The organism is Paenibacillus sp. FSL R5-0470 (assembly GCF_037975205.1).
Classification (GTDB): Bacteria; Bacillota; Bacilli; order Paenibacillales; family Paenibacillaceae; genus Paenibacillus_AQ.
Genome location: NZ_CP150238.1, coordinates 3,145,167 through 3,170,825, shown reverse-complemented (window position 1 = coordinate 3,170,825; position 25,659 = coordinate 3,145,167). Strand labels below are relative to the sequence as shown.

The 25,659-nt window shown below is 39.1% G+C and carries 25 protein-coding genes and 1 pseudogene; 2 read left to right on the top strand and 24 right to left on the bottom strand.

The genetic code is table 11. The features are described 5' to 3' along the window. Positions 1-68 precede the first annotated feature (68 nt). The 8 genes from MKY99_RS13985 to MKY99_RS13950 form a co-directional block, all read right to left on the bottom strand. The gene (locus MKY99_RS13985) at positions 69-812 is read right to left on the bottom strand and encodes a class I SAM-dependent methyltransferase (protein ID WP_339271637.1); all 744 of its coding nucleotides are present in this window, start codon (positions 810-812) and stop codon (positions 69-71) included. Between the two features lie 17 nt (positions 813-829). Continuing rightward, positions 830-2,041: a DUF2812 domain-containing protein gene (locus MKY99_RS13980; protein WP_339271139.1), complete on the bottom strand. Its 1,212-nt coding sequence runs from the start codon at positions 2,039-2,041 to the stop codon at positions 830-832. After that, positions 2,022-2,366 (bottom strand): PadR family transcriptional regulator, encoded by a 345-nt coding sequence (locus MKY99_RS13975; protein WP_179086676.1) that lies wholly within the window; start codon positions 2,364-2,366, stop codon positions 2,022-2,024. The genes MKY99_RS13980 and MKY99_RS13975 overlap by 20 nt, the downstream gene beginning before the upstream one ends. Positions 2,367-2,533: 167 nt before the next feature. After that, on the bottom strand, positions 2,534-2,851 hold the full coding sequence (locus MKY99_RS13970; protein ID WP_339271137.1) for an iron-sulfur cluster biosynthesis family protein: 318 nt from the start codon (positions 2,849-2,851) through the stop codon (positions 2,534-2,536). Between the two features lie 121 nt (positions 2,852-2,972). Further along, the gene (locus MKY99_RS13965) at positions 2,973-3,431 is read right to left on the bottom strand and encodes a DMT family transporter (protein WP_042187996.1); all 459 of its coding nucleotides are present in this window, start codon (positions 3,429-3,431) and stop codon (positions 2,973-2,975) included. 37 nt (positions 3,432-3,468) lie between these two features. Further along, complete coding sequence (locus MKY99_RS13960; protein WP_042187994.1) at positions 3,469-3,894, bottom strand: DMT family transporter; 426 nt, start codon at positions 3,892-3,894, stop codon at positions 3,469-3,471. 190 nt (positions 3,895-4,084) lie between these two features. Continuing rightward, positions 4,085-4,486: an NUDIX domain-containing protein gene (locus tag MKY99_RS13955; protein ID WP_149644449.1), complete on the bottom strand. Its 402-nt coding sequence runs from the start codon at positions 4,484-4,486 to the stop codon at positions 4,085-4,087. Between the two features lie 57 nt (positions 4,487-4,543). Next, positions 4,544-5,767 (bottom strand): MFS transporter, encoded by a 1,224-nt coding sequence (locus MKY99_RS13950; protein ID WP_339271134.1) that lies wholly within the window; start codon positions 5,765-5,767, stop codon positions 4,544-4,546. A 133-nt stretch (positions 5,768-5,900) separates the two neighbouring features. Between MKY99_RS13950 and MKY99_RS13945 the strand changes: the two genes are divergently transcribed. After that, positions 5,901-6,797 (top strand): LysR family transcriptional regulator, encoded by an 897-nt coding sequence (locus MKY99_RS13945; protein ID WP_339271132.1) that lies wholly within the window; start codon positions 5,901-5,903, stop codon positions 6,795-6,797. 44 nt (positions 6,798-6,841) lie between these two features. Here the strand turns inward: MKY99_RS13945 and MKY99_RS13940 are convergent, their stop codons facing one another. Together MKY99_RS13940 and MKY99_RS13935 are read right to left on the bottom strand one after the other, a co-directional pair. Beyond that, positions 6,842-8,584 carry an ABC transporter ATP-binding protein gene (locus MKY99_RS13940; RefSeq protein WP_339271130.1) on the bottom strand — a complete coding sequence of 581 codons (1,743 nt, stop codon included), beginning with the start codon at positions 8,582-8,584 and terminating at the stop codon, positions 6,842-6,844. 14 nt (positions 8,585-8,598) lie between these two features. Continuing rightward, complete coding sequence (locus MKY99_RS13935; protein WP_339271128.1) at positions 8,599-9,960, bottom strand: ABC transporter ATP-binding protein; 1,362 nt, start codon at positions 9,958-9,960, stop codon at positions 8,599-8,601. Positions 9,961-10,475: 515 nt separating this feature from the next. Here MKY99_RS13935 and MKY99_RS13930 point away from each other — a divergent pair. After that, positions 10,476-11,276: a polysaccharide deacetylase family protein gene (locus tag MKY99_RS13930; RefSeq protein ID WP_339271126.1), complete on the top strand. Its 801-nt coding sequence runs from the start codon at positions 10,476-10,478 to the stop codon at positions 11,274-11,276. Between the two features lie 69 nt (positions 11,277-11,345). On the opposite strand, the gene MKY99_RS13925 is transcribed toward MKY99_RS13930, so the two are convergent. The 14 genes and pseudogenes from MKY99_RS13925 to MKY99_RS13860 form a co-directional block, all read right to left on the bottom strand. Continuing rightward, positions 11,346-12,488, bottom strand: coding sequence for a copper amine oxidase N-terminal domain-containing protein (locus tag MKY99_RS13925; RefSeq protein WP_339271124.1), 1,143 nt, complete (start codon positions 12,486-12,488; stop codon positions 11,346-11,348). Positions 12,489-12,634: 146 nt separating this feature from the next. Next, positions 12,635-13,795 carry a DHHA1 domain-containing protein gene (locus MKY99_RS13920; protein WP_339271122.1) on the bottom strand — a complete coding sequence of 387 codons (1,161 nt, stop codon included), beginning with the start codon at positions 13,793-13,795 and terminating at the stop codon, positions 12,635-12,637. Between the two features lie 234 nt (positions 13,796-14,029). Further along, positions 14,030-14,122: pseudogene (locus tag MKY99_RS13915) on the bottom strand (SDR family NAD(P)-dependent oxidoreductase); the annotation flags it as partial. A 54-nt stretch (positions 14,123-14,176) separates the two neighbouring features. Beyond that, on the bottom strand, positions 14,177-14,674 hold the full coding sequence (locus MKY99_RS13910; RefSeq protein ID WP_339271120.1) for a suppressor of fused domain protein: 498 nt from the start codon (positions 14,672-14,674) through the stop codon (positions 14,177-14,179). A 241-nt stretch (positions 14,675-14,915) separates the two neighbouring features. Then, entirely contained in the window at positions 14,916-15,497 is a 582-nt protein-coding gene (locus MKY99_RS13905; RefSeq protein ID WP_042187979.1) for a hypothetical protein, read from the bottom strand. Between the two features lie 137 nt (positions 15,498-15,634). Continuing rightward, positions 15,635-16,114 (bottom strand): DUF4265 domain-containing protein, encoded by a 480-nt coding sequence (locus tag MKY99_RS13900; RefSeq protein WP_339247977.1) that lies wholly within the window; start codon positions 16,112-16,114, stop codon positions 15,635-15,637. A 576-nt stretch (positions 16,115-16,690) separates the two neighbouring features. Continuing rightward, a complete protein-coding gene (locus MKY99_RS13895; protein WP_339271117.1) occupies positions 16,691-18,142 on the bottom strand; it encodes a serine hydrolase domain-containing protein in 1,452 nt (483 codons plus the stop codon). Positions 18,143-18,256: 114 nt separating this feature from the next. Beyond that, positions 18,257-19,750 carry an SMI1/KNR4 family protein gene (locus MKY99_RS13890; RefSeq protein WP_339271115.1) on the bottom strand — a complete coding sequence of 498 codons (1,494 nt, stop codon included), beginning with the start codon at positions 19,748-19,750 and terminating at the stop codon, positions 18,257-18,259. Between the two features lie 436 nt (positions 19,751-20,186). After that, a complete protein-coding gene (locus MKY99_RS13885; RefSeq protein ID WP_042187971.1) occupies positions 20,187-20,414 on the bottom strand; it encodes a hypothetical protein in 228 nt (75 codons plus the stop codon). A 274-nt stretch (positions 20,415-20,688) separates the two neighbouring features. After that, positions 20,689-20,853 (bottom strand): hypothetical protein, encoded by a 165-nt coding sequence (locus MKY99_RS13880; protein WP_339271113.1) that lies wholly within the window; start codon positions 20,851-20,853, stop codon positions 20,689-20,691. A gap of 148 nt (positions 20,854-21,001) precedes the next feature. Then, positions 21,002-22,288: an amidase gene (locus MKY99_RS13875; protein ID WP_339271111.1), complete on the bottom strand. Its 1,287-nt coding sequence runs from the start codon at positions 22,286-22,288 to the stop codon at positions 21,002-21,004. A 74-nt stretch (positions 22,289-22,362) separates the two neighbouring features. After that, positions 22,363-22,524, bottom strand: coding sequence for a hypothetical protein (locus MKY99_RS13870; protein WP_339271109.1), 162 nt, complete (start codon positions 22,522-22,524; stop codon positions 22,363-22,365). Positions 22,525-23,316: 792 nt separating this feature from the next. Further along, the gene (locus MKY99_RS13865; RefSeq protein WP_339247963.1) at positions 23,317-23,700 is read right to left on the bottom strand and encodes a hypothetical protein; all 384 of its coding nucleotides are present in this window, start codon (positions 23,698-23,700) and stop codon (positions 23,317-23,319) included. A gap of 355 nt (positions 23,701-24,055) precedes the next feature. Next, entirely contained in the window at positions 24,056-25,612 is a 1,557-nt protein-coding gene (locus MKY99_RS13860) for an ABC-F family ATP-binding cassette domain-containing protein (protein WP_339271107.1), read from the bottom strand. Positions 25,613-25,659 lie beyond the last annotated feature (47 nt).

Genomic DNA, 25,659 nt, shown 5'->3' with positions numbered 1-25,659 from the left:
GATGCTGTATACATAAGTATAAAGTAATCGTCCTTCATCGGCTGGTAAAGTTCATTCATAACTGAAAATTACTGTCCACGTATAACTGTTTTTCTAGCCTTAATTATTAAAAATGAAGGTCTCCTTCTTTCATTTATTAATTTGGGCATCTTCTCAAGACCCTCAAGGCTGGATTCAGGTTCAACAATTCCTTCAATAGTCAGTCCATTTTGGATCAAAGTATTAAGTAATGTTGAAAGTTTTCTATGATATTTTATGACACCATCGATTCCCCAAAACTGTGATCTGAGACCTTCTTCTCCATAATTATCAATGGGCCAATGTAGGATATTTTGATCGGAATCTTTAACCCACCCACTTTGAATCTTTTTTGATAAAACAACAGGATGCTCTGTTGAGAATACCAAGTAACCATTGGGTTTAATCCATTCTGAAATCCTACTAATGAGTGTTTTATAATCCTCGACATAATGAAAAGCTAACGAACTTACAACCAAATCAAATTCATTTCGATTAAATTCGATTTCTTCCATTGAGCCCTGTATATAACGGATCTCAGGTCGTTTCCTTGCCATAGCTAACATCTTCTCTGATATATCTACACCTGTTACCTGTGAAGCATTGTTATCAATCATATAGTTTGCCATTTCACCAAAACCACAACCCAGATCGAGAACATTTAAATCCTGTAGGTCTGGAAGTAACCCTCTTATTGCAGGTTGTTCAATAAAGTCATTGTATGTAATTCTTGACTCCCTTAAGTTCTTATACATTTGGAAAAACTCAGGGTTGTCATAAATGTTCTGTTGCATCATACACCTCCACGATATTATTGATGATGTTTACGAAGTCGGTTGTAATATAGCCAAGTCCGACTAACATATGATCCAAACATTAGAATTAAGATGGCGTACAAGATCATATTTATGATCTGCAATCGATCCAGGTTAGAATAAGTCGATAATCTTACATTTAAACCAATGATATACATATATAAAATAGTGAGGGGTAAGAACATAGCAGAATACGTTAAAGCTATACGTCTAGCTAGTTTCAACTGATTTAACTTATCGCTGTATATTTGCGGTTTGGCTTTACCTGGTACATATTCTTGGCCCCATAAAACCCATTTCTGACTCCATGAACTCGAATGATACAGACATATCCAGCCAGAATCAGTATGAATGTTGAAGTAATTGGTATCAGCAGTATTTTGTAAGTCCGCACAATAACACATCTTACGAGGCTTCCCTTTTTTAAAATAAAAGGCAGTTCCTGTTTTGCCAACGCTGTACAGATTATATCCCTTTTCTTCCATTCCCTCTAGCCACTCTTCAAGCCGATCCGGCGAATACATCCATCCAATCTTCCACTTCAAAACAAGTTGACCTGAACTTTTCAAACGCTTCTCTTCATTCTTACTTAGCCTGTCTTTCAGAGGGGATGTCCCCTGACCATTTTGCTTGTTTGTTTGTATGAATTCCCCTGTTAATCTTTGGTTCGTCTTGTTTAATGTGATCAGCGAATATACGGTGAAAATGCATAAGATAATGCTAAGCCCTAATGCAGTAGCGGGAATAAAACCAAAAGGTCCGTTGAAGACATTAAAATGACCAGACTTGGAAACACTCAATGCTATCGTACTTATTAAAATTACATTGAGTAATGCAACCATTAAATAAATCAATATCCCCATAAAAATATACATGATCTTCTTGTTATGCTTTACGATTCCCTCTCGATCAGGGAGAGCTCTAATCTGTTCTAAAGGCAGCCGATTCATCGTCACAACCCATTTGCCGCTCTGTAACACCTTCGTCCATCCGAAATTTAATAGACCCTTAGAGAGGGATTGGTTGGGAACTTTATCGAATACGATTCGATAGTTTGCTGCTTTCGGTTCGCCCTGCTGAAAGTAAAAATATCTATTTAAACGGTTGATTCGGATAAGTTCGTAGCCTTTTTGGGCCATAGAAGCTAACCATTCTTCAGTTTTCTGAACATCATAACTCCAAAGGGGTCTAAATATTTTGATAATCATCTATGTCACCTCCATATTTTGTAGCATTCTCATGTAGCTCTTTAAGTCTATTAATCTCCGTAGCAAGAATTAGCATCCCTATGTCTGTTCTTTCATAAACTGTTTTTCTCTCCTCATCAGCAAAAACAGTAATCATCCCATCTTTTTGCATCTTCGTTAACGTGCCATAAACTGTACCTGAACCTAACAAAAGACGTGCTTTCGTGATTTTCTCCACATGCTTCACTATTCCATATCCATGACGTGGTTCATCTAAGGATAAAAGAATATAGAATGCTGTTTCAGTCATGGGTACGTATTTCTTCAATACTTTCTCAGGGTTCAACATGCCCAGCTCCCTTTATTTATACGTCGCATTTAAATATGTCTTAACGTGACTATATCACGTCGTGACATAGTCTACAATATTAATGCTCGAAAAAAATAAAAAAAGTATGTAGAATCGCTTCATCAGCCATTCTACACACTCTACATTTAACTGCTCCAACCTGCCTAACGAATATCTTTTACACGAATATTACTTCCTAACAGACTCGAATCACTACTTAATCGGAATGACGGGTAATTCTCATCTGCTTCAAGTCGCATCTGTTCATCAAATAAAGACTCCTGTTGCCGGTCAACAAAAAAAGTAAAAGGCTCTTTCTGAACTTCAATATCTGTAGCATGAGGTTCACTAATGACCTGAATTACGATCACGCCATTACAACCACAGCCCTCTGTATCGAAGAATAATTTAAAATATCCTGGTCGTTCACCAAGGCTTTTTTCTAACTTTTCAATAGTGTGGGAGTTCAATTGTATGAACATAGGATGATCTACTCCTTATTTATAATTGAGCTATTACTTTCCCAAAGTATAATTTGCTTTTCTTCCATCCTCGTGTGAGTGCCATCACTTCTATTTTGACAAACATGAGTCTGAGCATAAATTAAACCGCCTTCTGCGTCTCCCGTTCACCACCTAGCTTAAACACGAGAATGCCTCCAACAATAACAATCACTCCGACCAACTGCTTCCAAGTAAAAGGAACCTTCTCCAAACCTAACCAGCCTAGTGAATCCCAGAGCAGTGCGAACCCAAGCTGAGAGATTAATACGATTGAAATCGCATACGTAGGGCCCAATCGCTTAGTTCCTTGCACAAGGCATATTACTACCCCAACCCCGATCAAACCACTGATCCAATACCAAGGCTCCATATTTCTCAAAGTAAATATACGGTTTCCTTCAACGATAAGACTCATGATAAATGAAGCTAGGAATCCCATCCCTAACACTAAAGTTGTCGTGGCCCAAGATCCAACCTTTTCATTAACTTTTGTATTAAATATATTTTGCAGACTCACTAGTGATCCCGCGATAAGCGCTAATATCAAACCAATAATCATAACTTACTCCTCCATTTATCGACTTTACGCAAGGCCATTAAAATTTCAGTATCACTACGCCAGCGATCATCAAACCGATGCCGATGAACTGCGGCAGTCTCATTTTTCTCTTTTCCATTCCAAACCAGCCTTTAATATCAATTAAGAACGTCAGACATAGCTGAGCAATCAACAATGAGGATATCGTAAACGTAACACCAATTTGCTGAATGGCCGTTACTTCACTGAAAATAATGACAGCCGCAAAAGCGCCACCGATCAAATATAAGGGTTTTACTTGCTTAAAGCCTCCCCTTTTCCCATCTCTAACGAACAAAAGAATTAGGAAGGACATGATGAACCCTGTTAACTGTGTAATTGTCGCTGCCTGCCAAGTCCCGATATCTTGACTAATTCGAGCATTCGACACGCCCTGTAGCGTAATACAAGCCCCCGCTAAAAATGCAAATATAATTCCTCTCATTTCTCTCTCTCCTCAACTTCGATCTCTTCCATATTAAATAGCATTTCGGGGGGTTAAAAAAGGACATCTGTCCTTAATGAGAAGAAACGTTGCTATCGCCCAACAATGACCTTTGGCTCATAGAAATAAAAAGACCGTCCCAAGCCAACTCGCTGGCTTAAAACGGACTTCAAATGCTGTATATGGTTGATTATGAGAGCAAATTCTTCTCATGCAATTGATCAAAAATAATTTGGGTAACAACAGATACGCGATCCCGATCCTTATAGCTTAACCAAGATAATTCCTCGATTTCGGACGCTGGCGTTAATGTCCCTTCATAATCCGCAATATAACAAGTCATTTTGACTGTAACACCCTCTGCTTTCCCATGAGCTTCTGCCTCAAACGTTCCAAAATAAGAAACAGTCTCTGTCTTGATCTGAACAGAAATCTCTTCCTCGATTTCGCGCACGAGCGTCTCTTCGTCTGTTTCTCCGGCTTCTCTTTTTCCTCCCGGTAAATAATACATATCTTTCCCTTTGGAACGCGCACATAAGACTTGTCCATTCTCGATATGAATCCAGGCGATTTTATCAATGATTGTTGTCATATTGTTCTCCCCATGCCTTTTTTTCAACAATTATATCATACAGCTGAACGTATACATTTATGCAACGTCAGCTTTAGATTTTTGAACGCGAAGCTTAGATTGAGGTAGATGATGAAGCAAATAGTATACAGCAACTGAGATAAGCGTCACGAACCCTGCAACTTCGTACATCATACGGTAATCTGTATAAGAAGCAACTACACCCATAATATAGGAACCCGCTCCATACCCCAAATCAAATAACAAGAAAAAGGTTCCATTGGCGCTTCCTCTACGTTCTTTATCGGCTAATTTAAGTGCAAGCGTCTGAAAGCATGGCATAAGTGCGCCATACCCAACCCCCATAATGATGCCTGAGAACATCAACATGAATCCGGATTTAGCTTGACTTAAGCTAAGCAGACCTACAGCGAAGATCAGAATTCCGGGATAAATGAGAATATGTTCATTATATTTATCGAATACTTTACCGATTAGCGGTCGAAACAGCACAATCATAATCGCAAAGGCCACAAAAAAATAACCGGTAAGCTGTGATTGGTTAATTTCTTTTGTAAAAGAAGCGATAAAACCAGATAAAGAACTATAGGAGAACGCAAGCGTAAATCCGACAAGCGAGATGGGCAGTGCTTTGGGTTCAATGACGTCACTCCAGCGAAGACCCTTTCGCATCTTCACAGGTTCCTTAACGGCTTCTTTAACCGTATCCTTCTCTTCTTTGGGCATACGAACGCCTAATGTGAATAACAGCGAAAGCGCAGCAATCACACATACACCTAACAGCAATACATGAATGTTCTCATCTTTCCATAGAAAAAGACCCAAAGCTGGTCCAATGACCATCGCAATGCTCATAAACATACTGAAATAACCGATACCTTCTCCTTGGCGTGAGAAAGGGATTAACGTGGAAGCTATTGTACTTGTCGCTGTCGAGGCAACCGCATAACTCATACCGTGAATGAAACGAATCACCAGAAACAATACAATTCCATTAGCTCCAAAGTATCCTATACAGGCGAGTAGAAATAAGACCAGCCCAATAACCGCCATTTTCTTTTTACCGAATTTATCAACCCATTGTCCTGAAAAAGGACGGATCAATACACCTCCGAGGACATAGATGGTAATGGCTAACCCCATTTGTTGCTGATTCCCGTGCAAGCTTTCCTTCACGTATAACGGGAATGCAGTCGCCAGAATGTAAAAGGTCAGAAACATAAAAAAACTACTCAAACAAACAACAATAAAATTCCGGGTCCATATCTTCTCTCTAATCACAGCAGACTCTCTCCATCCTACCTAAATCTTTTTATATGTTACAATAGTATAGGACCGAAAATTAATTAAGTAAAATACATATTATATGATGGATATATCACATTAGAGTTATGAATAAAGAGAGGTCAATGTTATGGAATTCCTTCAGCTTCAATATTTCCGTGTAGTTGCTCGTCTTGAGCACATGACTAATGCCGCCAAAGAATTAAATGTATCTCAACCCTCACTTAGCAATTCCATCCAACGTTTAGAGAAAACCTTAGGTGTTCCCTTATTCGAACGCCAAGGCAGAAATTTAAAATTGAACGAATTCGGAAAAACATATCTTCGTCGTGTGGAGCAAGCATTTCTGGAACTGGATGAAGGTCAGCATGAGCTCACGGATATGGCTGGACTTGAACATGTAGTAATATCTATAGCAGTAACACTACCGTATGTATTGCCCACTTTACTAAAAGAGTTTCTTACCCTTCACCCGCACGTTCGGATCATTCAGCGTCAGCTTGGCTCAGCATTAGAAATGAGAAACGATTTGGAGAGTGCGGTGATTGATTTTTGCATATCTTCGACACCTGTCACCGGACCAGACATCGAATGGTTTACCTTAGCAGAAGAGGAATTATGTTTAAGTGTGCCGAAGAATCATCGTTTTGCCAATCGAGAGAGTATTTCTTTGATTGAAGCTGCTGGTGAGAATTTCATTTCTTTGTCTTCTAGATCTAATTTCCGTGAAATTACAGATGCATTTTGCCGTCAAGCTGGATTTGAACCGCTAATTGCTTTCGAGCTCGAAGAAGTAAGTGCCGTTCAAACCTTAGTTGAGATGGGGCTGGGTATCACCTTTACTCTCCCTTTAGCCTTAAGCAGGAGAAGTAAAAACACAGAAATCGTTCAATTGAAAATAACCGATCCGTTTTGTCAGCGCACTTTTGGCATCGCTTGGAGCAGAAAACACTTTTTATCACAAGCGGCTATACAATTTCAGAAATTTGTTGTGGATTTTTTTAGTAAACCTCATGAGTATAGTTAAGGAGAATATGCCATCTTATATCTACCGTAATCACATCTAATAAGCTACTTATACCAAGAGGATTGTAAAGCGTACATGTTTGCATAAATGCTATTGTGATGTACTAAGTCTTGATGATCTCCTACTTCAGCAATTTCTCCATGATACATAACATAGATCGTATCAACATTCTTCACCCAACCCAAGCGATGTGAAATAAAAATAGCTGCTTTATCTTGGCAGATTTCTAATAATTTCGTATAGATCTCCATCTCGGCATTCGGGTCAATTGCAGAAGTAGGTTCATCGAATACTATAAGCTCCGCATCATTGTATAACGCGCGCGCAATCGCCAGCTTTTGCCATTGTCCCCCTGATAGCTGCCTGCTTCCTTCTACTATTTGCCCCAAATTCACATCTAATCCGCCTAATTCATGGAGCAAATCTATCAGCTCACATTGTTCTAGAACCCTTAGTATTTTAGCATCATCCGAAGGTGTATTCGCATCGCCCAATAGGATATTTTCTCTTAGTGTCAGTTCAAACTTCACAGCATTCTGAAATACAACGGACACCTTACCGTGAGGTTCTAAATGATCCTTCCAGCAAATCGTTCCGGAGCTTGGTCTATATTGACCTAATAACATTTTAATCAACGTAGATTTCCCTGCTCCATTTTCCCCGACGATCGCTATTTTCTCACCCGGCTTTATGGTCATATTGATGTTAGATAAGACATTCTTGTTCGATTTGGCGTATTTAAAATAGACATTTGAAACGGTAATTGGGAGCATAGAATCAGTCGAATTATTTATGTTATTTTTGCGAAAATCCCTGTTCTTATATGTAAGTACTTCATTTAAGTCATATAATTTGCTACTGCTGATGTAAAGCTTGCTTAACGGCCAGGTCAAACTCATAATTTTACCACCACTCGATAACAGCGCCAGAAATAACACCGAAATTGTTCCAATTGTAACTGTATTAGACTCCCCCATTTTGTTTAACAGGTATACTAGAACTACAAAGATAGCACTCGTCTGGACCATAGCCACGACCATCCCTGTTTTGATCTCGAATTTTCTGGCGCTAAATCTTTTATTATGCTGCTTCTTCATAAGCATTGCCCAGAGATTTGTAAAATAAGAGATGGAATCATAAATTCGCATTTCTCGAATCGCATTAGGGTCTTCCAAAGTGTTAGCAAGATAGTCTCCCATTCTTCCATCGAAGGTGAGTTCTCTTCCTGTTCTTCTCACTTTAATTTCCGTAAATAATCGAATGGATAAGGTAGTCACGATCATAAGTGCTACCACGAATGTGACCAAGAAATAACCACTTGTCGCCGACAACCAGATGATGCTTATTAGTCCTGAGATAATTCCTACACTCGATACCAAAAAACCTGTAATCCCCTCTAAATCTTCTCCAACTACCTTTTTAGCTCTTTGCAGTTTATTTCCAAACTCTTCATCATCAAAATCCTCAAAATCAACCCGGTTTGCAATATCTATCAGTTCGGATTGAAAAGCGAGGGTTAGTTCCGCATTCATTCGATTCTTCATCATGTTGGTTATGCTTAATGAACAAGCTTGTACGCCATGAATCACAACAAACCATAGAATAGGGAGCAGCGTCATAACACCGCGAGCCACACCGTTAATGATATTCACTTGGACAGCGTAAGAATAAAAAGTTAATAAACCACTGATTATAGCGACTATGATAGTGATTGTTGAGATCATCGGACTTTTTCTAAACATTCTCACGAGTATCATTACAAGATTAGTGATGTCAGACTTCAGCATGGATTTCTCCTTTCTTATACATATAAAGAGGACTGGCGATTAAACATCTTTTTGTATTTACCATCAACCCTCATTAATTCTTCATGCGTTCCACTTTCCACGATTTCTCCATACTCAAACAGAAAAATTCTATCGACGAATTTGGACATATACAGCCGGTGAGTCACAATAATGGAGGTCCGCTGCTCTCCTAATTTCATAAAGGTATCGAACGCCTGTTGTTCCGCATAAGGATCCAGGGCAGCAGTCGGCTCATCAAAAATCATAAGAGCGCCGTCATTGAGATAGGCTCGAGCAATCGCTAGTCTTTGCCATTGTCCCCCAGACAAATCTATCCCTCCAAACTGAGGACCTACTAAAGTATCCAATCGAACACCATAATTATCGGCTTCTGCTTTTTTCATCGCGGCTAATAATCTTGAATCGTCATGAATAGTAGCCATATTACCTAATGCAATGTTTTCTCTAATTGGTCTTTGTAACTTAATGAAATCCTGAAAAACAACTCTGGTATCCTGTGTCACGTTATGCGCTAAGACTTCATTCTCACCTTTAAACCACTGGATGTTTCCAGCTGTTGCAGGATACAACCCTAAGATCAACTTAACAAGCGTAGATTTACCCGAACCATTCTCACCTACAAAAGCAATTCGTTCACCTGGATGAATGGTCATGTTTATATTACTCAGGGTGTTCTTAGCGTTGGTCGGATATCTAAAAAACAGCTGATGAACTTGGACCTTCATCGGATCGGTGTTCCTGTTGGAATTCACCTCCTGATCTCTAAGCACCTGCTCTTCCAAATCTAAATAAGACGTATAATCCTCGTACCGTAAACGACTCTTCGCTAAGTCCGCGTAAACTCTTGTTAATGCAGGAATAACAATGAATAATTGACTGGATATCTGAAGTAATAACACAAAAAGCCCAGCGCTCTGTCCGCTACTTCCAATCGTGATCGCCAAAATGGCAATCGTTGTCCCATTTAATAAGATCATGATTAGACTTTGGGAGAAGTTGAGGGTTTCAGAATAAATAACCTTACGGTGCATTTGTTTGAAGTTATTCGTAAAGCTCTCTTTCATTGAGGAAAACAAATAGGAGGACATTCTGTACATTCTTACTTCCGGAATGGAATTTCTGTTAATCAACAAATCGACTAAATAGTTGATCATTCGCACAGAGGAGGTTTGATTCGCTGAAATGGATTCTACTTTCTGTGACATTCGCTTCATAAAATAAAGCTGTAGAATCTGCACCCCTAAAATAATCAAAGCCAGAATATAGAAGCCATAAACAGATAAGACAACCATTAACACAACTAGTGTTATTAGGTGAACTGTCACACCTGTCCATTGGTCTAACAGATCAATCAAGGAAAGTCGTTTTGCTTTTTCTCTTTTAGTTTTTGTAGCGGGGGCCTCCATAAGTGTCGTAGATAATTTGGAAGTTTTTTCCAAAATTCTATGTTCCAGTTCATATATACTGGTGGATGTTAAATTGGTGATAGCAATGGCTCGAAGAGAACTATTAAGGCCAGCGAGATATAACATTACCATAAGCAAACTTACTAATAACAAGATATGTTGGTAGGTGTTAGGATTGAAGTTCTGAATGAGGTCAACCACATATTTCGTTGTGAATAATTCTGCAAAAAGGATTGGGGCACTCAGTAAGTTAGTGATAAAATATAAAAGTGAGTTTCTTCTGTCTTTCACATATAATAGTTTTACAACATAGAGAAAGTCAGGCAGGCAGCATCTCTCCTTATAAGTGTATTCCATTCTGTAAACACTTTCATTGTTTAGACGTGGAAACCGATTATAACGTTTAATGTTTATAATTGGAAGAGATATTTTCGAAATGACCAAACGAACAGGAGTGTACATTCATGAAACTTCAATTTAACTTATTCCCGGGCGGATTGCCCAAGGCGCTCACCATGAGCTATGATGACGGACAGAAACACGATATTCGCTTGGCGGAGATTTTTGATCAACATGGGATTAAAGGTACTTTCCATTTAAATAGCGCAATGATAAACGCACCGGGATTCTTATCATCTGCTGATGTTAAACATTCGCTCAGAAACCATGAGGTATCTGCCCATTCCGTTACCCATCCACATCTAGAGCGTCTACCTTTACCTATGGTGATTGATGAGCTGTTCGAAGACCGTAAGCGACTGGAGAAACTAGTGGATTATCCGGTACGAGGCATGTCCTATCCATACGGTACATACTCTCAGGAAATCATTGCTCCTCTACAGTCTGTTGGGATTGAATACAGCCGAACTGTCCATTCAACCAAACAGTTTGATATGCCTTTGAATTTCATGGAGTGGCATCCAACTTGTCATCATATAGAAGATCTGCATCACGTATGGGAGCGATTTACAACGGAAGGGCCATCCCAAAAGCTGAGACTCTGTTATGTTTGGGGTCATAGTTATGAATTTGCACAGCAGAACAATTGGGAGCTTATCGAATCCTTTTGCCAACAAGCAGGTGGACATTCGGATATTTGGTACGCTACCAATATAGAGATTTATGATTATGTTGATGCGCTATATTCACTGAAGATGAGTGCTGACAAAACGGTCATTCGTAACAACTCAGCTATTGATGTTTGGGTATCCGTAAATGATCAACCTGTTCATATTAAAGGTGGAAGTACGATGATGATGAAATAATCCAAAATGCAAAAAAGAGCGATTTTAAGCATCGCTCTCTTTTTGCTTATTACATAAAAGTGATTGAAATTATTTGGATTGAAGTGTAAATGTCACTGTTTTTGCTTTTTCCTCAAGGATTGGAGTATAGGTGAATGTCATTACATTCCCTTTGCGACTCTTCAACACTAACATTCTGGTCAATACATATGGATCTCTGCCATCATTTACTCTATCCCATTCCTTACGATCCTCACTAGTAATTAGTTTTTCATAGAGATTGATGATTTTACCGGTGTTGCTATAAACTAAATATAAGTGTGTCGTATCTAATAAACGAACGAGCACAACGTCTTCCGCAGCATACTCCACTATGAAATCTCCGGTTGCTCCTGTTAACTTTTCCATCTCAAATAACTTGCCCAAACCGCCATCCTTAGTAATATATTGAACGTTCTTCCCATCGGTCATATACACCTGAGTGGAAGGCACTTGTGGTGCATGGATATAAGCCGAGTTATTGTAATGATAGTCCATTTGCTTGAGAATAGTGCCCGCTTTGACCAATACTTGATAACTGCTATTAAAATCGGTGAACATGGCATAATGATTGTCCGTTAACTGGAGTAAGTCCGTACCATTGCCCATTTTTTCAATCTCAAAAGCGTAGTTGTACGCAGATTCCTTAAAAGGTAGTCGACCAATAATTACTGGTTTCCCAGTTTCCGTTGCACGGTAATACAAATCGCCGTTTTTTTGAGATATCCAATAGGATCTTCCATCTACAGAAGCAGAAACCAATCTAGCTTCATCTATAATTTGGATAACCCCATCCGTTTTATTAAGCCCCGCCTTACCTCCAAGTACACTGACCGCTGAGACCAATGGAACGTACACCGAGCCTTTTATAATACGTGGGGACTTTGTTAAGGTCACCACTGCCTCATTCACTTTTGACTTTACAGTACCAGCCGTGAAGTTAACCTCACGCTCAGGACGAACCAGTTTGGCCGTTTTGGACGGTTGATCCCAAGATAATGTATACCCCATAGCATCTGCGAGTGATTTCAGGGGTACAAAAGTTGTATTCTCCGTGATCACCTGTTTACTGCTGATTCCGATTTCTTTATAGTTGAATTGAATTTGGTTTTCTGCTTGGGCTGATACCGATCCATACCCCGTACTTAAAATCAAAACAGTCAAGATTCCTAGCGTTACCTTCCATTTGTTCATTTCTTTTCGTCTCCCTTGACTCTATAGTCATATGTAATTAGACGACAGAATTTGGAAAAAGTTTCTTGTTTCCGTTTTACGTATAAAAAAGGCCTGATCCACGGTAGACTACCGCAGTCAGGTCTTCTGTCTTTTATAAAGTAATCTTAACTTCTAGCAAACTCATAAAACGCCAAGGCATCTCCCCATGTCTGGAATCCTGCTTGCGCTAGTTTATCACTGCCTCCGCCTTTTCCATTGTAAGTACTAAGATGCTCTTTGAAAAAAGCTCCACAGGAGATCTCCGCGCTGCCATTCTGTGCAAATACAACCTTATTTTCAGCAGAACTAGCCAATAAAACCGGAACATCACATTTCGCGGTAAGCTTGTTAGCTAAACTTTGTAAATCTTTCAGCGATTTATCCTCGAACACTTTTGAGATCAGCTTTCCTTCTTGTTGTGCTAAAAGCTCCTGTACGACATAATCATCATTCTTCTCTTTAAGTAGGGTAATTTCAGCTTGCAGCTGCTTTTGTTCATTCTCCCATTTTTCAATGCGATCGATAATTTCATCTTTTCCCGTATTGAATTTGGAAGATAGTGTTCCAACAATTTGCAGACTGCTATTAAACTCCTCCAAAGCACGGTATCCACATTTAAAATAGATCCGCGTATTGCCTTTTTGTTTCTCCGCTTTCAGAAGCTTTATTATACCAATCTCACCTGTTGAAGATACATGCGTACCACCGCAAGCGTTATATTCAACATCTTTAATTTCTACAATCCGGATGTTTTCCGTCACTTTAGGTTGTTTGACCAATTTAAGCTGTGAAGCCTCTTCCCCTGTTACAAAATAGCTCAGGATACTATGGTTCTGGTAAATCTGCCGATTAACCTCCCACTCTATGGAATGAAGTTGTTTAGGCGACAGTTCTGAAGCTTCTATATCAATGGTGCAATAATCCTCACCCAAATGAAAGCTTAGAGTCATAAACTGGTACAAATTGAGACAGATGGCTGAGAGCAAGTGTTGTCCACTATGCTGCTGCATATGATCAAATCTTCTCTTCCAATCGATCTGACAAGTGACGGATAAATCATTAGGCAGACGTTCCAGCATATGCAAGACAAGATCTTCCTCACTGATTACATCAAGTACCGGAATATCCCCAATAGTCCCTAAATCACAAGGTTGCCCACCGCCATGCGGATAAAAAGCGGTCTCCTCCAAAATAACATAGCGTCCATCTTCTCGTTCTATGGTTTCAGTAATACAGGTCTCCCAATCAGTAAGGTATGTAGAATTGTAGTATAGTTTGTTGGTCATGTATGTATCCCTCTCTTTTATACGTTTATGGCACATTAAGCTTATAGTATCATATCGGATTTCAAAGACAAACTGCACAATGAAAAACGCCTTGCGGCGCTTTTGGAAGGAATTCACTTTGTTGTTCTACTTTCAGTTGTCTTCTACCTTGTTCATCAGTAATCCTGTACTCTCATCCAAGAATTCCGCTGTCATACTCTAGAACCATTACCCCTGTTCAAGGAAAATAATGCCCTAGCCGAGCAAGTGCTTCACAGTGTCATTTGGACTTTCTGGCACCACCGTAGACATGGTTTGATTTTCCACAACGTGGTTCGCGAGCCAAGGACCCACCTGTGGGGGTATGGTTGGTTTAGTGCGAATGATACTGAACTGCTCTTATTAATCAGGACGAGTGGGATCAATTATGGAATAGTGATGATTATCTATGTAAGCATCAAAAGCATCTATGCCTTCTTGTAAAATTATACGCGATTCTTTGGGGGTAATTGGTACTACCCACAAGACATTAATTATTTCTTCACCTATTTTTATTTGTTCTAAATCCTCACTTTCTCCTCTTAGTTCATCAATCAAAAGGGCTTTTGTAGTCCAGTTTTCTGGTGCGAGTGCGCTCTCAGTCATTACTCGTGGTACTTCCGAAGATTGGATATGTTCAATATTATGGGCAATTATGTCACAGAAATATGAGAATATGCGATCAATGTTTTCTTGTCCCAAATCGGGTTTTAAAGCTATCATCCATTCATTCTCAATAGGTTTTCCAGTTTTCCGAATGGAATTAGATAGGCCGACTGTTGCGAATCTTGCAGGATTATTAACGTCAATTGATGGAAAATAATATAACTCAATATATACGCCAATCTCCGGTTTTGTCATTATGACTCTATATTCTGGCATAGACCATTCTTTAATATATAAATTGAGAATAATTGTTCTCCTAATGTCGAATTCCAGATTGATCCCTCGGCATGACTCTTTATTGATTTGCACATCCATCACCTTTTTTCAATATTGGTTTTTTGGTTTAGAATTTGGGCTGGTATCATCGTCCTCCTTCATCGTTCGCGGTCTGCCATTTCAGTAATTGAAAGGGCAGATCTCTCCAATTAAGAAGTTATTAATCTCTTTTCGATGAATGGTGCTTCATGACTGCTTCCTGAGCTTTAAGGACAATATCATCTACTTCGGAAAGCTGACGCTCAATAGAGGCTAGAGCCTTTAGTAAAAATAAGCCAAGACTTTCATCCCCTAAGGATAATTCCAATTCGGCGAAACATTCGATGTCTTGGAGTTTTTCTATATTTTTTTTGCTATTGATTTTTTTAGGGTATTCGATGTATTTATAGAGGGTTAAGACTGCTTCTTCCCCCTTTGTTTTAAAGTTGTGAACAGTTCCTTTGAATAGGGTGTCTTTGAATCCTTCCTTAAGCCTACCTTGTTCATTCAAGGCATCCAGATGAAAGGTTGCTAAATATTTTTCGTTTCTTACGGCATGATCATTAATGCTGTAGGATACATTCTCTTCGTCAAGAATCTTTATTATTTCATCAATTGACTTGAACTTCAGTCTTGCAAATCTCGCCGGAGAAAATTGCTTGCGCAAAGAATCTTCATTATTTGAAAGGTATGCCTTAAAAGAAATTTCAGCATTTCCTTCCAGGAGTTCTTTGAAATAAACAAGATGCCTTTCATCTACCATATCTACCTCCTGCAACTCTTGAGCTTTTGGGTATATTATGTTTACGAGTTATTTTTTTGACTCAGGATTGGAGATCATATTGAAAAATGTGGCCCAGAGATAGTGTATGATGCCGGAGAACTGATATTTTGAAGCGATTAATCCAGATCTCTAGCCCAGCTAACTAACTCTTCATCGTCGAAGTTATATGGATATTCGTAAATATTAGAGTAATAGTACTCCGATTCTAATAAATCTCTAATTATATTGAAAACCTTATTGGTGGCATGAAATCCATTCCTGATGGGCGCGGTGAAGGCAAGCGAGCCATTATGAAATCCATCTAAAGAACCGGAAAGCTCTCGTTTGACTATAGATTCAGCTGTCTCTATCTTTTCTTTAATAAGCTCCTCTTTGTAAATTTGAATGCAGAAATTTCCACCATGTTTTATTAATTCAAACTCTCCATTGGGATGGAGTTTTATTGTATCTCCTTTCGCAAGCCCTAGAGCCAGCCCAGGAGATGCACATAATTTGAATATTTTATCGCTTATGCATTCTGCAGGAAGCTCTTCAAAGACTGCTTCCTCTGAATTTATGCCGGCAAAAACATTAATTAAGGTTAATTTATGTTCCATACGAATACTCCTCAAAACTGTCTTTTTAATGTATGAGATTTGAGATTACATCCTTCATGTATCCGCTATCGCTTGTAATTCAACGGGGCGATAATAAAGGAGGTTCCTCTTTTTTGAAAGGGGTTACTTCAAAATGCTTTCAAGGCGGCAATGTCATGTGCCTTGTTAATAATTTGGGCGTTGCTGGCCCTGTTTTCTCAAATCTAGGAAAGATATTCAAGAAATCATAGCAGGTACTAAAACGCCTCGTCAAGTGCTAGAAGCGGTAGACAAGTCTTCGACGCCGGATATACTCGGATAACGAGATTCCGGTAATGAACGGAAACCCAACAAATCCGATGTATAGTAACATTGAGCTTTACTGCCAGTATGTAGATTGAGAATCACCAAGGATTGTGCAAGTAATTCAACAAAAGAAAAGTTCAAGTGGTATCTCTGCTTGAACTTTAAATGGTTATATTGAGGTGAATCTGGCGTTAAATCAATTCTTTCTCACTATTTCGTAACTCTACTTTCCGCTGTACCAAACCAAATACGCTATACGCATTTTACCAATAAAGCGAACGAATAAAATACTTATTTTCGGAGCGAGGCATTATATAGGTGAGTGTATACAAACCATGTAATGCTTGCTGTTAATAATGCCGACGAAATCAAAGCTGTAAGAATACTATATGTTTGCCAAATAAGTATCGTTGGCCAATCTAATGCACAGCACATTATACATAGGGCAATCGTAGCAATCAGCAAAATAGCTGTTACGATTATTCGCTTTTTTGTAATTGGCTGCCGCTCATTCGTTTTCCTTCTGCGTAATCCTAAGATAAAGAACAGAACAGCCAATAGGCAAAGAATAATTGTGATAGACGATAAAATGATGTCCAAAAGCTGTGTGCCGCTTATTTCATATGACTGCGTTAGATTGCCGTCTAATATATCTTTAACTTTTAGTACCATGCTTCTATTGATATTTGCGCCGTTGGTCAGCAAGCAGACGGCTGTTCGTTCATTTGGCAGTATGATCACTTCGGTTCCAAAATTGGGATTTCCCCCGGGGTGCTCTATAATCGTTTGGTTGGCGTTTACCGTCCAGCCCGCCGCATAGTACATTTCGTTGACAGCCGGAACAGACATATCGCCCTGATGTGACTTTTCGATAACCGTATGGAATATTTCGGGTATGTCCTGCACAATACCCATCTGTATGCCCATCCAACGCGCCATATCTTTTGTACAAGAAATGATGTAGCCTGCGGGTTTATTCCCGGAATAATCCGGTGCGTTATATGGAGTTGTCATAAAAAAGGAAGAACGGTAGCCCTGTGCCAACTGTCCGGTGGCTTGAGCATCTTCTTTATAAACATACGTCTGGTGAAGACCTAACGGCTGAAATACCTGTTCCCTCATAAAGTCTTCATAGCTTTGTCCCGACACAATCTCAATAACCAAACCCAATACGTCATAATTAACGGTTCCATAGCTATACTGTTCACCGGTAGGGAACGTCAACTCAGCATCTACCAGCATTTCCACAGTCTTTTGCAGCAAATCTGGTGTATTGCCTTGTGGAATATTTTGAGAATGCCTACTATTTGTTAGGCCGCTAGTATGGTGAAGAAAGTTATTGAGTGTAAGGCTTTGCATATCAACAGGTTTGCCTTGATATTTTAACGTAAACCAAGGTAAATATTTTTGGACAGTGTCAGTCATTGACAGCAGCCCTTGCTCCTCCAACAGCAGAATACCCATGCCGGTAAAAGCTTTACTGACCGAGGCCAACTCATATAGTGTATTTTCACTTGCAGACAACCCACTTTCACGGTCTGCATACCCGGAAGAAAAGTAGAACACTTCATCATCAGCAAGTATTGAGATCGACATTCCTGGCACACCTGATATACGACGGGCATCATCCAGCAACGCCTGTATTGCCGCAGATTGCGTATCTGAAAACGACGCATAACTTTGTGTTGCGAATCCTGAGAATAATATAAGTATTGATAATACAAAAACAATAGTCTTTTTCATAAACTCTCCATTTCGAAAAAATATAAACAACGGAGACTAACCAAAATGGCTAGTCTCCGTTGTTTTTTAAAAATTTCGCCCTATTATGATAAAGCTCAGTGTAGGCAAGTTTCATTAATCTTTCCATGTTACCTGCCATCCATATGAATGAAGTTTAAAGTATTTATTAAACTCCGCGACTACGGACTTTGCGTTCTCCTTCGATATTGCATGAAATATAGTTATATCGACTATATTACAGTTTGAAATTTCCTCCAACCCTTTAAGTCTTGATGCATCTACTCCAATCTGCTTTAGACTCATACAATTTTTGAGTATTGTTAAATCTCCAACCGGATAAGTGAATTGCTTTAATTTCTTCAATTCTCCTATAACCTCTATATGTGATTCATCTATTGCACAGCTATCCGTCTCAAAAAACGTTAGATTCTTTAAACCTTTTAAGAATGATAAATGTGGTATAGTCACTTGTTTGAGCTCTAGTTTTATTAACTTACTAAGGTTTGAAATATAAAGCAGGTCGCCAACCTCCATTTCTTCTAAACTTAGTTCCTTCAAATTTTTTATAGTTCCTATTAATCCCCTATCAATTGAGTTCATTCTACATAATCTCAAACTCTTTAATTTCTTTATATCTTTCAGTTTATGTATATCTTTTAATGGAAGTCCTATTAATGTTAGCTGCCTTAGCCCATCTAAAGAAACTAAGTACTCCAAATCAGACTCTTTAAAGGCTTCTGATCCTATCACAAGTTCTGCTAAAGAAGGCAACCGTTTAAGTACATCGAAATTAGTAATTTCATCCGCATGTATAATAAGTTCTTTAAGATTAACCATATGGGTTAAAATATCCAAAGATATTGCTCCGTATTTTTGAGCTTGATCAGCTCTAATAAATACCATTCTCTTTTTTTTCAATGTTTTTGAAGATACAAAACCACTCTCAACATCGTCTTTAAAATACTCTTCCCAAAATCCGCTTACAGGGATAAGGCTGTTCTCTTCGATATCCATTTTAGTCAAAGCCAAAATATCATCCAACAAACTTCCACTTTCACGGGATAATATGATTACATCATCTTCTTCACGAATACCAATACTACTATTTCTGAGGCTCGAATCGATAAATTCAAAGAAATGTCCCAAACTTTCCGCAATAACATATGAAAAACTAGAATTGTGATCTATCGTTATAATTTGCCCATAAACGCCCTTATCTCCGGGGTCTAAATCAATTGCCAAATATGAGCCTCCACCATCTTCGGCAAAAGGAATCCAGCCTTCTCTGTAGTTCCCATCTCTTATTAAATCTGGTTTGCTGGATATAATATCGTATGCTGATTCCAAAAGGGACTTCCAGTTGCTTTCTATCGATTCAATGTTCATCCAACCAAGACCAGCCATAACGCCAAAAATCTGCTCTCCTTCTCCATTAGAATTCATGTACAACTTTCTGAAATCTTCTGGAAATTTGCAGTTCATCATGCTTTCAAAAAGGTTTATTTCTGATTCCTCAACTGCTGGATTCAGTAATTCCTCTACATTTGGTATATGCGATTTTAATGTCTCGATAAGTAAACACTCTTCTTTTTCATTAACTAATGACATATAGTGGCCCCCATTCTACAGAATCATAATAGTTTCAGTAAACGTCCTTGGTTGATCATCAATCATTTTGTTATGAATCATCTTCAACAGTTCCATCAATAATTAATTCTATCTTACATATGGAGCATCTATTTCCCGATTTAGCAATATCGTATCATGAATTTGTAAATATTGTTGTATTAAGTCATATAAAAAAACTAAGAGTCATCTTAGGGGTTAAACCCTATTTATGATACGTTTTCTTGCGTTTGAACTTCAACTATCCTGCCCGTTTGCTGAATAAAGGCAGCCGATCACATTACTGACCGGCTGCCTTATCGTGTTTATTGAGCTATCGCTTCCCGTCAGATCAATAAGAAAGAAAACAGTATCCTCCTAATGTGAGAGGAAAAAGCTTTACTTTGATCGTTGATACAAGGATCAGAAGGTCAACGAATTAACAAGCACAAGTAACGTCTTTTAAATTTCGTATAGCAATAGCATTGAGTCGGAGCGCTTCTACGATTGAATCTCTTACTGCTAACAATTCAAATCTTTCACGACTGCCAATAGGCAATCTGCAAAGCAATGCTTCAATTCTTTTAAGGCTTTCCTTCAGAACCACTCTTTGCTTACGCAAAGCATTCAAAGCTCTTTGAATTCTTCTCTTCTCTGCAGCAGTCATAAACTACCACCTCTTTTCGATTGTGATAGTATATAAGATGCGACAGAGCTCCTAGCTGCTTGTACAATCCGGAAGGTAAATGATTGATTTTACTGCTTTTTGCTAGCTTCCATGATAGGAACGGACCAATCTACATTGGTGTACAATCGGTGCAGTAAAATCATTTAACATCAGCTCATCTCCATCAAATACAAAGGGGATCGGATGCTACTTCAACTTGGATGGCTCAAATAATTCTTCTTCTGGATTATCAGAGAGAGAATGTTCGGCATTGTCATCCGGCAAACTCGCTGGTGGTTGGTCTTTTTCCCACATATCCTTCAATAATATTCTTATATCGATTCACAAGATACGAATAGTCTTCCTTATGACCATCCAGAACGTTTAGGATCCATTGCCTTTCTTCCTCTTTTTCAACTTTCGGTACATGTCCCTTCACCTTTAAGCCTCCTTGAAGCACGATACTCTATAGACGATCCCTAACAGAAAAACTCTCACTTCATACAAAAAAAGTAGATCTTCAATTGTATTGAAGACCCACTCTGTTATCTAACCTCGAACATGCCCCATCTGTAGCCCAAATAGGCTCACCCCAGTGCTAGTGATACAAGTCTACTCCAATATATAAGCTCTTCATCCTGCCCGTAAGCCCCAATACATTGAAATCCTAAAGGCATGTTATGAATAGTGGCCGAAGGAATGCTCACAGTTGGCGCTCCTGCGTATGACCAAATAGCCGTCATTCCAGCCCATCCTGTCCGTGTTCCCCACAATGGAGCAGTTCCTGCTTGAGCGGGCGAGACCCAAATATCAATCCCCTCTGTCTTTTGAACATAAAGTAGATCATATCTCAATTTGATTTGTCCTCTACGATATCGCTCCAGTTCTTCCTCTTTGATGGTTTGACCTGATTCAATACCAGCACGCATCGCCGAACCATAGTAATCTTTATATTTTTCAAATCGTACGGCATGCACTTGAGCCATTTCCCCTTGTACTAATCTCAACATTGCATCCCCATAGATGAAACTATCTTCCCATGGCATCTTAACCGTTTTTATGATGAAGCCCGCCTCTTCCAACTTCTTAATCTGGCTCCAAAAAGTATGTTTAGCGTCCTCTTCCAATAAAGTCATGAATACCCCTTCTGGAATACCAAGCACGGGTTTACGGTTAGATTCGAAAGGCCTCCATTCCGAGATGAGTTCTGAAGAGATCCGCTCCATGCTAACCATATCCTGTGTAAAAAATCCCATCGTATCAATTGAAGGGGACATCAACTGAACACCATCCAAAGGGATACGTCCATAGCTTGGCTTAAATCCAACAACACCACAGAAAGAAGCAGGTGCCATAACAGAACGTAAACTTTGTGTGCCTATCGCAAATGGACACATCCCCGTGGCAACTGCCGCTGCAGACCCTGCACTAGAGCCGCCTGGTGTATGATCCAAATGATGAGGATTACGAGTTGGGAGATGCCCGGCATATGCGAACTCTTCGGTCACCGTTTTGCCTGTGAACCATACTCCTTTTTGCCGCAGCTTTTTAATAAAACTACCTTCTGAACGTGTTAATTCCTGTGGAGGAAGATTTGAACCGGCACGAGTGGGCAAGCCGTCTATATGAATTAGATCCTTAACTCCTACTGGAACTCCGTATAATGACGGTTTTGGGAGCTCATGATAGGTTTGTCTTAGCAGCGCTACTTCACTCATGATTCTATCTGTTCTTTTCTCTTCCGATACAAAAGCATGGATGTGAGGCTCCAACTTATCATAACGATCTAAATGCTGATTAAGGAATAGCTCGAGGGATGAGTCAATTGGCTCTAATCCTTGGAACTGTGTTAAAGAAGATATATGGATATACATACCTAACCCCCTCCACAATTTACCGATCTAAGATCACCTGGGCTATGATTGTATTTATTTGGAATAACTTCATGTTAATCGTAGTCCTTTGCTAAGGCAAGAAGTTTAATCACTGCATACAAGGCGCACATAATCACTACAATCCCTGCGAAAATAAGAATTGTCTCCACTTGGACACTATCAGCTAGCGGACCGGTGCGATTCTTTTTGTTCGTCGCATGTGCCGAATGAAGCATGAAAACAGGTTTCTTAGATCGTTCCTTAGATTCTTAAGATCGTTCACCGGTCAATAATAGGATCTTGCAATTATCGAATTGACGAACCCAATACGCATAAACGTCTCTTTTCATATACGAAGTGCAGAAACAGCAGCTAGAGTCTGGAAACATTTTACGGTTCCTAATTCTCTCTTCTAAACTTAATTAACCCCATATAACAATTAAGGGAAGATCAAGTTTTTCGCTTAAGTACTGAAGATATACATCAGTCTGCGGCCAAAAAAATTGTCTATTAGTCGTACCTTCTAAATCTCTATCGACACGCATATGGACAAGCTTGATTTTTCCTTTGGGAGTATGATAATCGTGAAGGCTACAAGCACCGTCGCGTCAATATCTACCCTACCCGATACATTGATATGAACTTCATCATATTCATGTAACGGGAGCATTTCTGAATGCAACACAGCAAGTACTTACTCAGCTGCTCGACTAATATCAACCATATCCACTTTATCTCCTCCAATAGGTACAAAAAAGCCATGGAGACGATAGACAGCAAACAGGTGTCTATCGTCTCCATGACAAAATAAGCCCTATGTTTATGAACTGGGTGTGTCCCAGTACAAATCCAACTCTGTCGTATCACTAACGACAATAGAAAATTTGATTAATCATAACATAATATATTTACCACATTTACAGTTTTTCATCAACAAACTGCAATTTACAACATAAAAATTAATTTTTTAGATTGAGTTTCTAAACTATAATCTTTAAGATCTTTTTAGAATGTCTCAAATATTATTCTCACTTTTCTTTACTTAAAAGATCAGCTAGCTCTACCGCATTCTTATCTTTTAAATTCAGCATCTTTTCGCTATTGCTATTTTTAATCAGAAAGCCATTTTTAGCTTTAAGATCTATATAAAGGCTAAAATCAACAACCTCAGAATCAGCGTAAGTAACAGTCATTCGATAGGATGGTGGCCCCACATCGACAGCCCCGCGTACTTTTTTAACAGTTCTTATAGCATCTTCGAAGATTCGAATGCTTTCACTGTCAGTGTAAGTGATTTCCGTTGTTTCCGATACAAGGCTAACGCTAAGGATCTCTTGCGTTGGTCTGATTAATACAAATATTAAAATCAATAAAATTATCAGTGAAATTGAAATGATGCTAATTTTTTTCATAACTACCTCCTTACTGAAGAAAGATGGAGACTGATCATTCAGTCTCCATAATAAATTTATAACTCATTTGAGTATGCGTTGGCAATTTCATTAAGTAAATTATCCCTAACATTATTATCTCGTGTTATAAAAGTTCCCAGTTTATTTGTAGTTGCAGAATTTACCTCATCCAGAGTAAAGGTTCCTTGTTATAACCCATCAAAAACATCACGGCGAGGATAAGTGTAGCGATCCCAATCACGTCATCCGCTAGCATTATCATTTTTTCACGACTATAACGGTCCAAATAAAGATATGGTTTGAGCCGTTAGAAATAGGGTTATTTTTCTTTTCCAATGGTCATTCATGGTTTGCATTAGTACTTAACTCCTTTATTTCTGGTTTCATCTCCTATGTTGAGCACACGATCAACCCAACCCTTATAAAACTGTTCTTCATGAGAAACAAGAATCACAGTTCCACCAAATTGGATTAAAGCTTTCTGTAAAGCATCTTTCGTTTCAGCATCTAAGTGATTGGTCGGCTCATCCATAATTAGAAAGTTGTATTCTGAAAGCAGTAATAGGCACAGCTTAACTTTAGATTGCTCCCCGCCGCTGAGTGTACGGATTGACTGTGTTACAAGGTTATCTTTAACAACACACTGCGCTAGATAGCGACGTATCTCCTTTACAGTCAGTTTGGGATCGTAAGCTGAAATCACCTGAATAGGTGTCATTGTATCGTCTTCCCAAGTTAAATCTTGCTCGAAATAACCCATTTTAACTTGTTCTGCGAACTGAAAACTACCGGTAATCCCTTGGATCTCTCCAACCAACGTCTTTAGTAAAGTTGATTTCCCGATTCCGTTGAAGCCCGTAATCACGAGCTTTTGTCCACCGCGAATGGAGAACTTCAATTTAGGCAACAAAGGCTTATCGTAACCTACGACTAAGTGATCCACTTTAAGGACTACTTGTGACATGCACGGAAGCTCCTTAAAGCGAATAGACGCTTTGGAGACAAATGTCGGAGCAGCGATTCGTTCCATTCTATCCAGCTGTTTCTGGCGACCACGGGCAATTTTGGAATTAACACCTGCACCGTTTTTTCGAATGAATTGCTCAGTGGTTTCGATTTTTTTCTGCTGTGCATGATATTGCCGGATATGACTCTCTCGTAAATGTTCCTTCTGCTTCACAAAATCCGAGTATTTCCCGTGGTATTTTTTAATCGTTTCGCCCTCAATATCGCAAATACTAGTGGATATTTTATCGAGAAAGGCATAGTTGTGAGACACTACAATGAACGCTTGATTGAATGCAATCAGATACTCAGCGAGCCAGTTAACATGTTCCTTATCCAGATAATTGGTTGGTTCATCGAGTAATAACACATCAGGTTGTTCAAGTAAAAGCTTGGCCAGAATGACTTTCGTCCGTTGCCCCCCGCTTAACTGCTCGATGGGAAGGTCGATTCCAATCGCGTTGATCCCTAGACCGGTAACCATCTTACTGATGTTGCTCTCCATTGAATAATAGTCTAGCGCTTCTAATCGTTCCTGGTAGTCTGCTGCCTTTTGTAATAACGTTTCGTTGCCAGTTACAGCGCACTCTTCATAGAGCTCATTTATTTTTCGTTCTAGTTCATATAATTCTGAGAAAGCCTGTCTTAAATAATTATGAACCGTACGGTTTCCATCCATGACAGCATATTGATCGAGATGACCGATTGTAATATTGGGCTGCCACTTTATCATTCCTTCATCCGGGATCACTTCGCCTGTCAAAATGCTAATAAACGTACTTTTCCCCGTTCCATTCTGGCCAACCACACCGACATGCTCACCCTTGTACAATTCCATAGAAACATTCTTGTACAGAACCTTATCGCCAAAAGCATGTGATAAATTAGAAACCTCAAGTAAACTCATTTCCTATTCCTCTTTTCTAAAATTAATTAAGAACGCAAAAAAAGCAG

What these genes read in the sequence shown, in the direction of transcription:
- MKY99_RS13945 (WP_339271132.1), top strand. Translation starts at nt 5,901, where the DNA reads ATGGAATTCCTTCAGCTTCAATATTTCCGTGTAGTTGCTCGTCTTGAG.
- MKY99_RS13965 (WP_042187996.1), bottom strand. Translation starts at nt 3,431, where the DNA reads ATGATTATTGGTTTGATATTAGCGCTTATCGCGGGATCACTAGTGAGT.
- MKY99_RS13980 (WP_339271139.1), bottom strand. Translation starts at nt 2,041, where the DNA reads ATGATTATCAAAATATTTAGACCCCTTTGGAGTTATGATGTTCAGAAA.
- MKY99_RS13920 (WP_339271122.1), bottom strand. Translation starts at nt 13,795, where the DNA reads ATGACCAACAAACTATACTACAATTCTACATACCTTACTGATTGGGAG.
- MKY99_RS13955 (WP_149644449.1), bottom strand. Translation starts at nt 4,486, where the DNA reads ATGACAACAATCATTGATAAAATCGCCTGGATTCATATCGAGAATGGA.
- MKY99_RS13885 (WP_042187971.1), bottom strand. Translation starts at nt 20,414, where the DNA reads ATGACTGCTGCAGAGAAGAGAAGAATTCAAAGAGCTTTGAATGCTTTG.
- MKY99_RS13985 (WP_339271637.1), bottom strand. Translation starts at nt 812, where the DNA reads ATGCAACAGAACATTTATGACAACCCTGAGTTTTTCCAAATGTATAAG.
- MKY99_RS13970 (WP_339271137.1), bottom strand. Translation starts at nt 2,851, where the DNA reads ATGTTCATACAATTGAACTCCCACACTATTGAAAAGTTAGAAAAAAGC.
- MKY99_RS13940 (WP_339271130.1), bottom strand. Translation starts at nt 8,584, where the DNA reads ATGCTGAAGTCTGACATCACTAATCTTGTAATGATACTCGTGAGAATG.
- MKY99_RS13875 (WP_339271111.1), bottom strand. Translation starts at nt 22,288, where the DNA reads ATGTATATCCATATATCTTCTTTAACACAGTTCCAAGGATTAGAGCCA.
- MKY99_RS13925 (WP_339271124.1), bottom strand. Translation starts at nt 12,488, where the DNA reads ATGAACAAATGGAAGGTAACGCTAGGAATCTTGACTGTTTTGATTTTA.
- MKY99_RS13860 (WP_339271107.1), bottom strand. Translation starts at nt 25,612, where the DNA reads ATGAGTTTACTTGAGGTTTCTAATTTATCACATGCTTTTGGCGATAAG.
- MKY99_RS13930 (WP_339271126.1), top strand. Translation starts at nt 10,476, where the DNA reads ATGAAACTTCAATTTAACTTATTCCCGGGCGGATTGCCCAAGGCGCTC.
- MKY99_RS13890 (WP_339271115.1), bottom strand. Translation starts at nt 19,750, where the DNA reads ATGTCATTAGTTAATGAAAAAGAAGAGTGTTTACTTATCGAGACATTA.
- MKY99_RS13960 (WP_042187994.1), bottom strand. Translation starts at nt 3,894, where the DNA reads ATGAGAGGAATTATATTTGCATTTTTAGCGGGGGCTTGTATTACGCTA.
- MKY99_RS13870 (WP_339271109.1), bottom strand. Translation starts at nt 22,524, where the DNA reads ATGCTTCATTCGGCACATGCGACGAACAAAAAGAATCGCACCGGTCCG.
- MKY99_RS13910 (WP_339271120.1), bottom strand. Translation starts at nt 14,674, where the DNA reads ATGACAAAACCGGAGATTGGCGTATATATTGAGTTATATTATTTTCCA.
- MKY99_RS13895 (WP_339271117.1), bottom strand. Translation starts at nt 18,142, where the DNA reads ATGAAAAAGACTATTGTTTTTGTATTATCAATACTTATATTATTCTCA.
- MKY99_RS13865 (WP_339247963.1), bottom strand. Translation starts at nt 23,700, where the DNA reads ATGAAAAAAATTAGCATCATTTCAATTTCACTGATAATTTTATTGATT.
- MKY99_RS13900 (WP_339247977.1), bottom strand. Translation starts at nt 16,114, where the DNA reads ATGGAACATAAATTAACCTTAATTAATGTTTTTGCCGGCATAAATTCA.
- MKY99_RS13905 (WP_042187979.1), bottom strand. Translation starts at nt 15,497, where the DNA reads ATGGTAGATGAAAGGCATCTTGTTTATTTCAAAGAACTCCTGGAAGGA.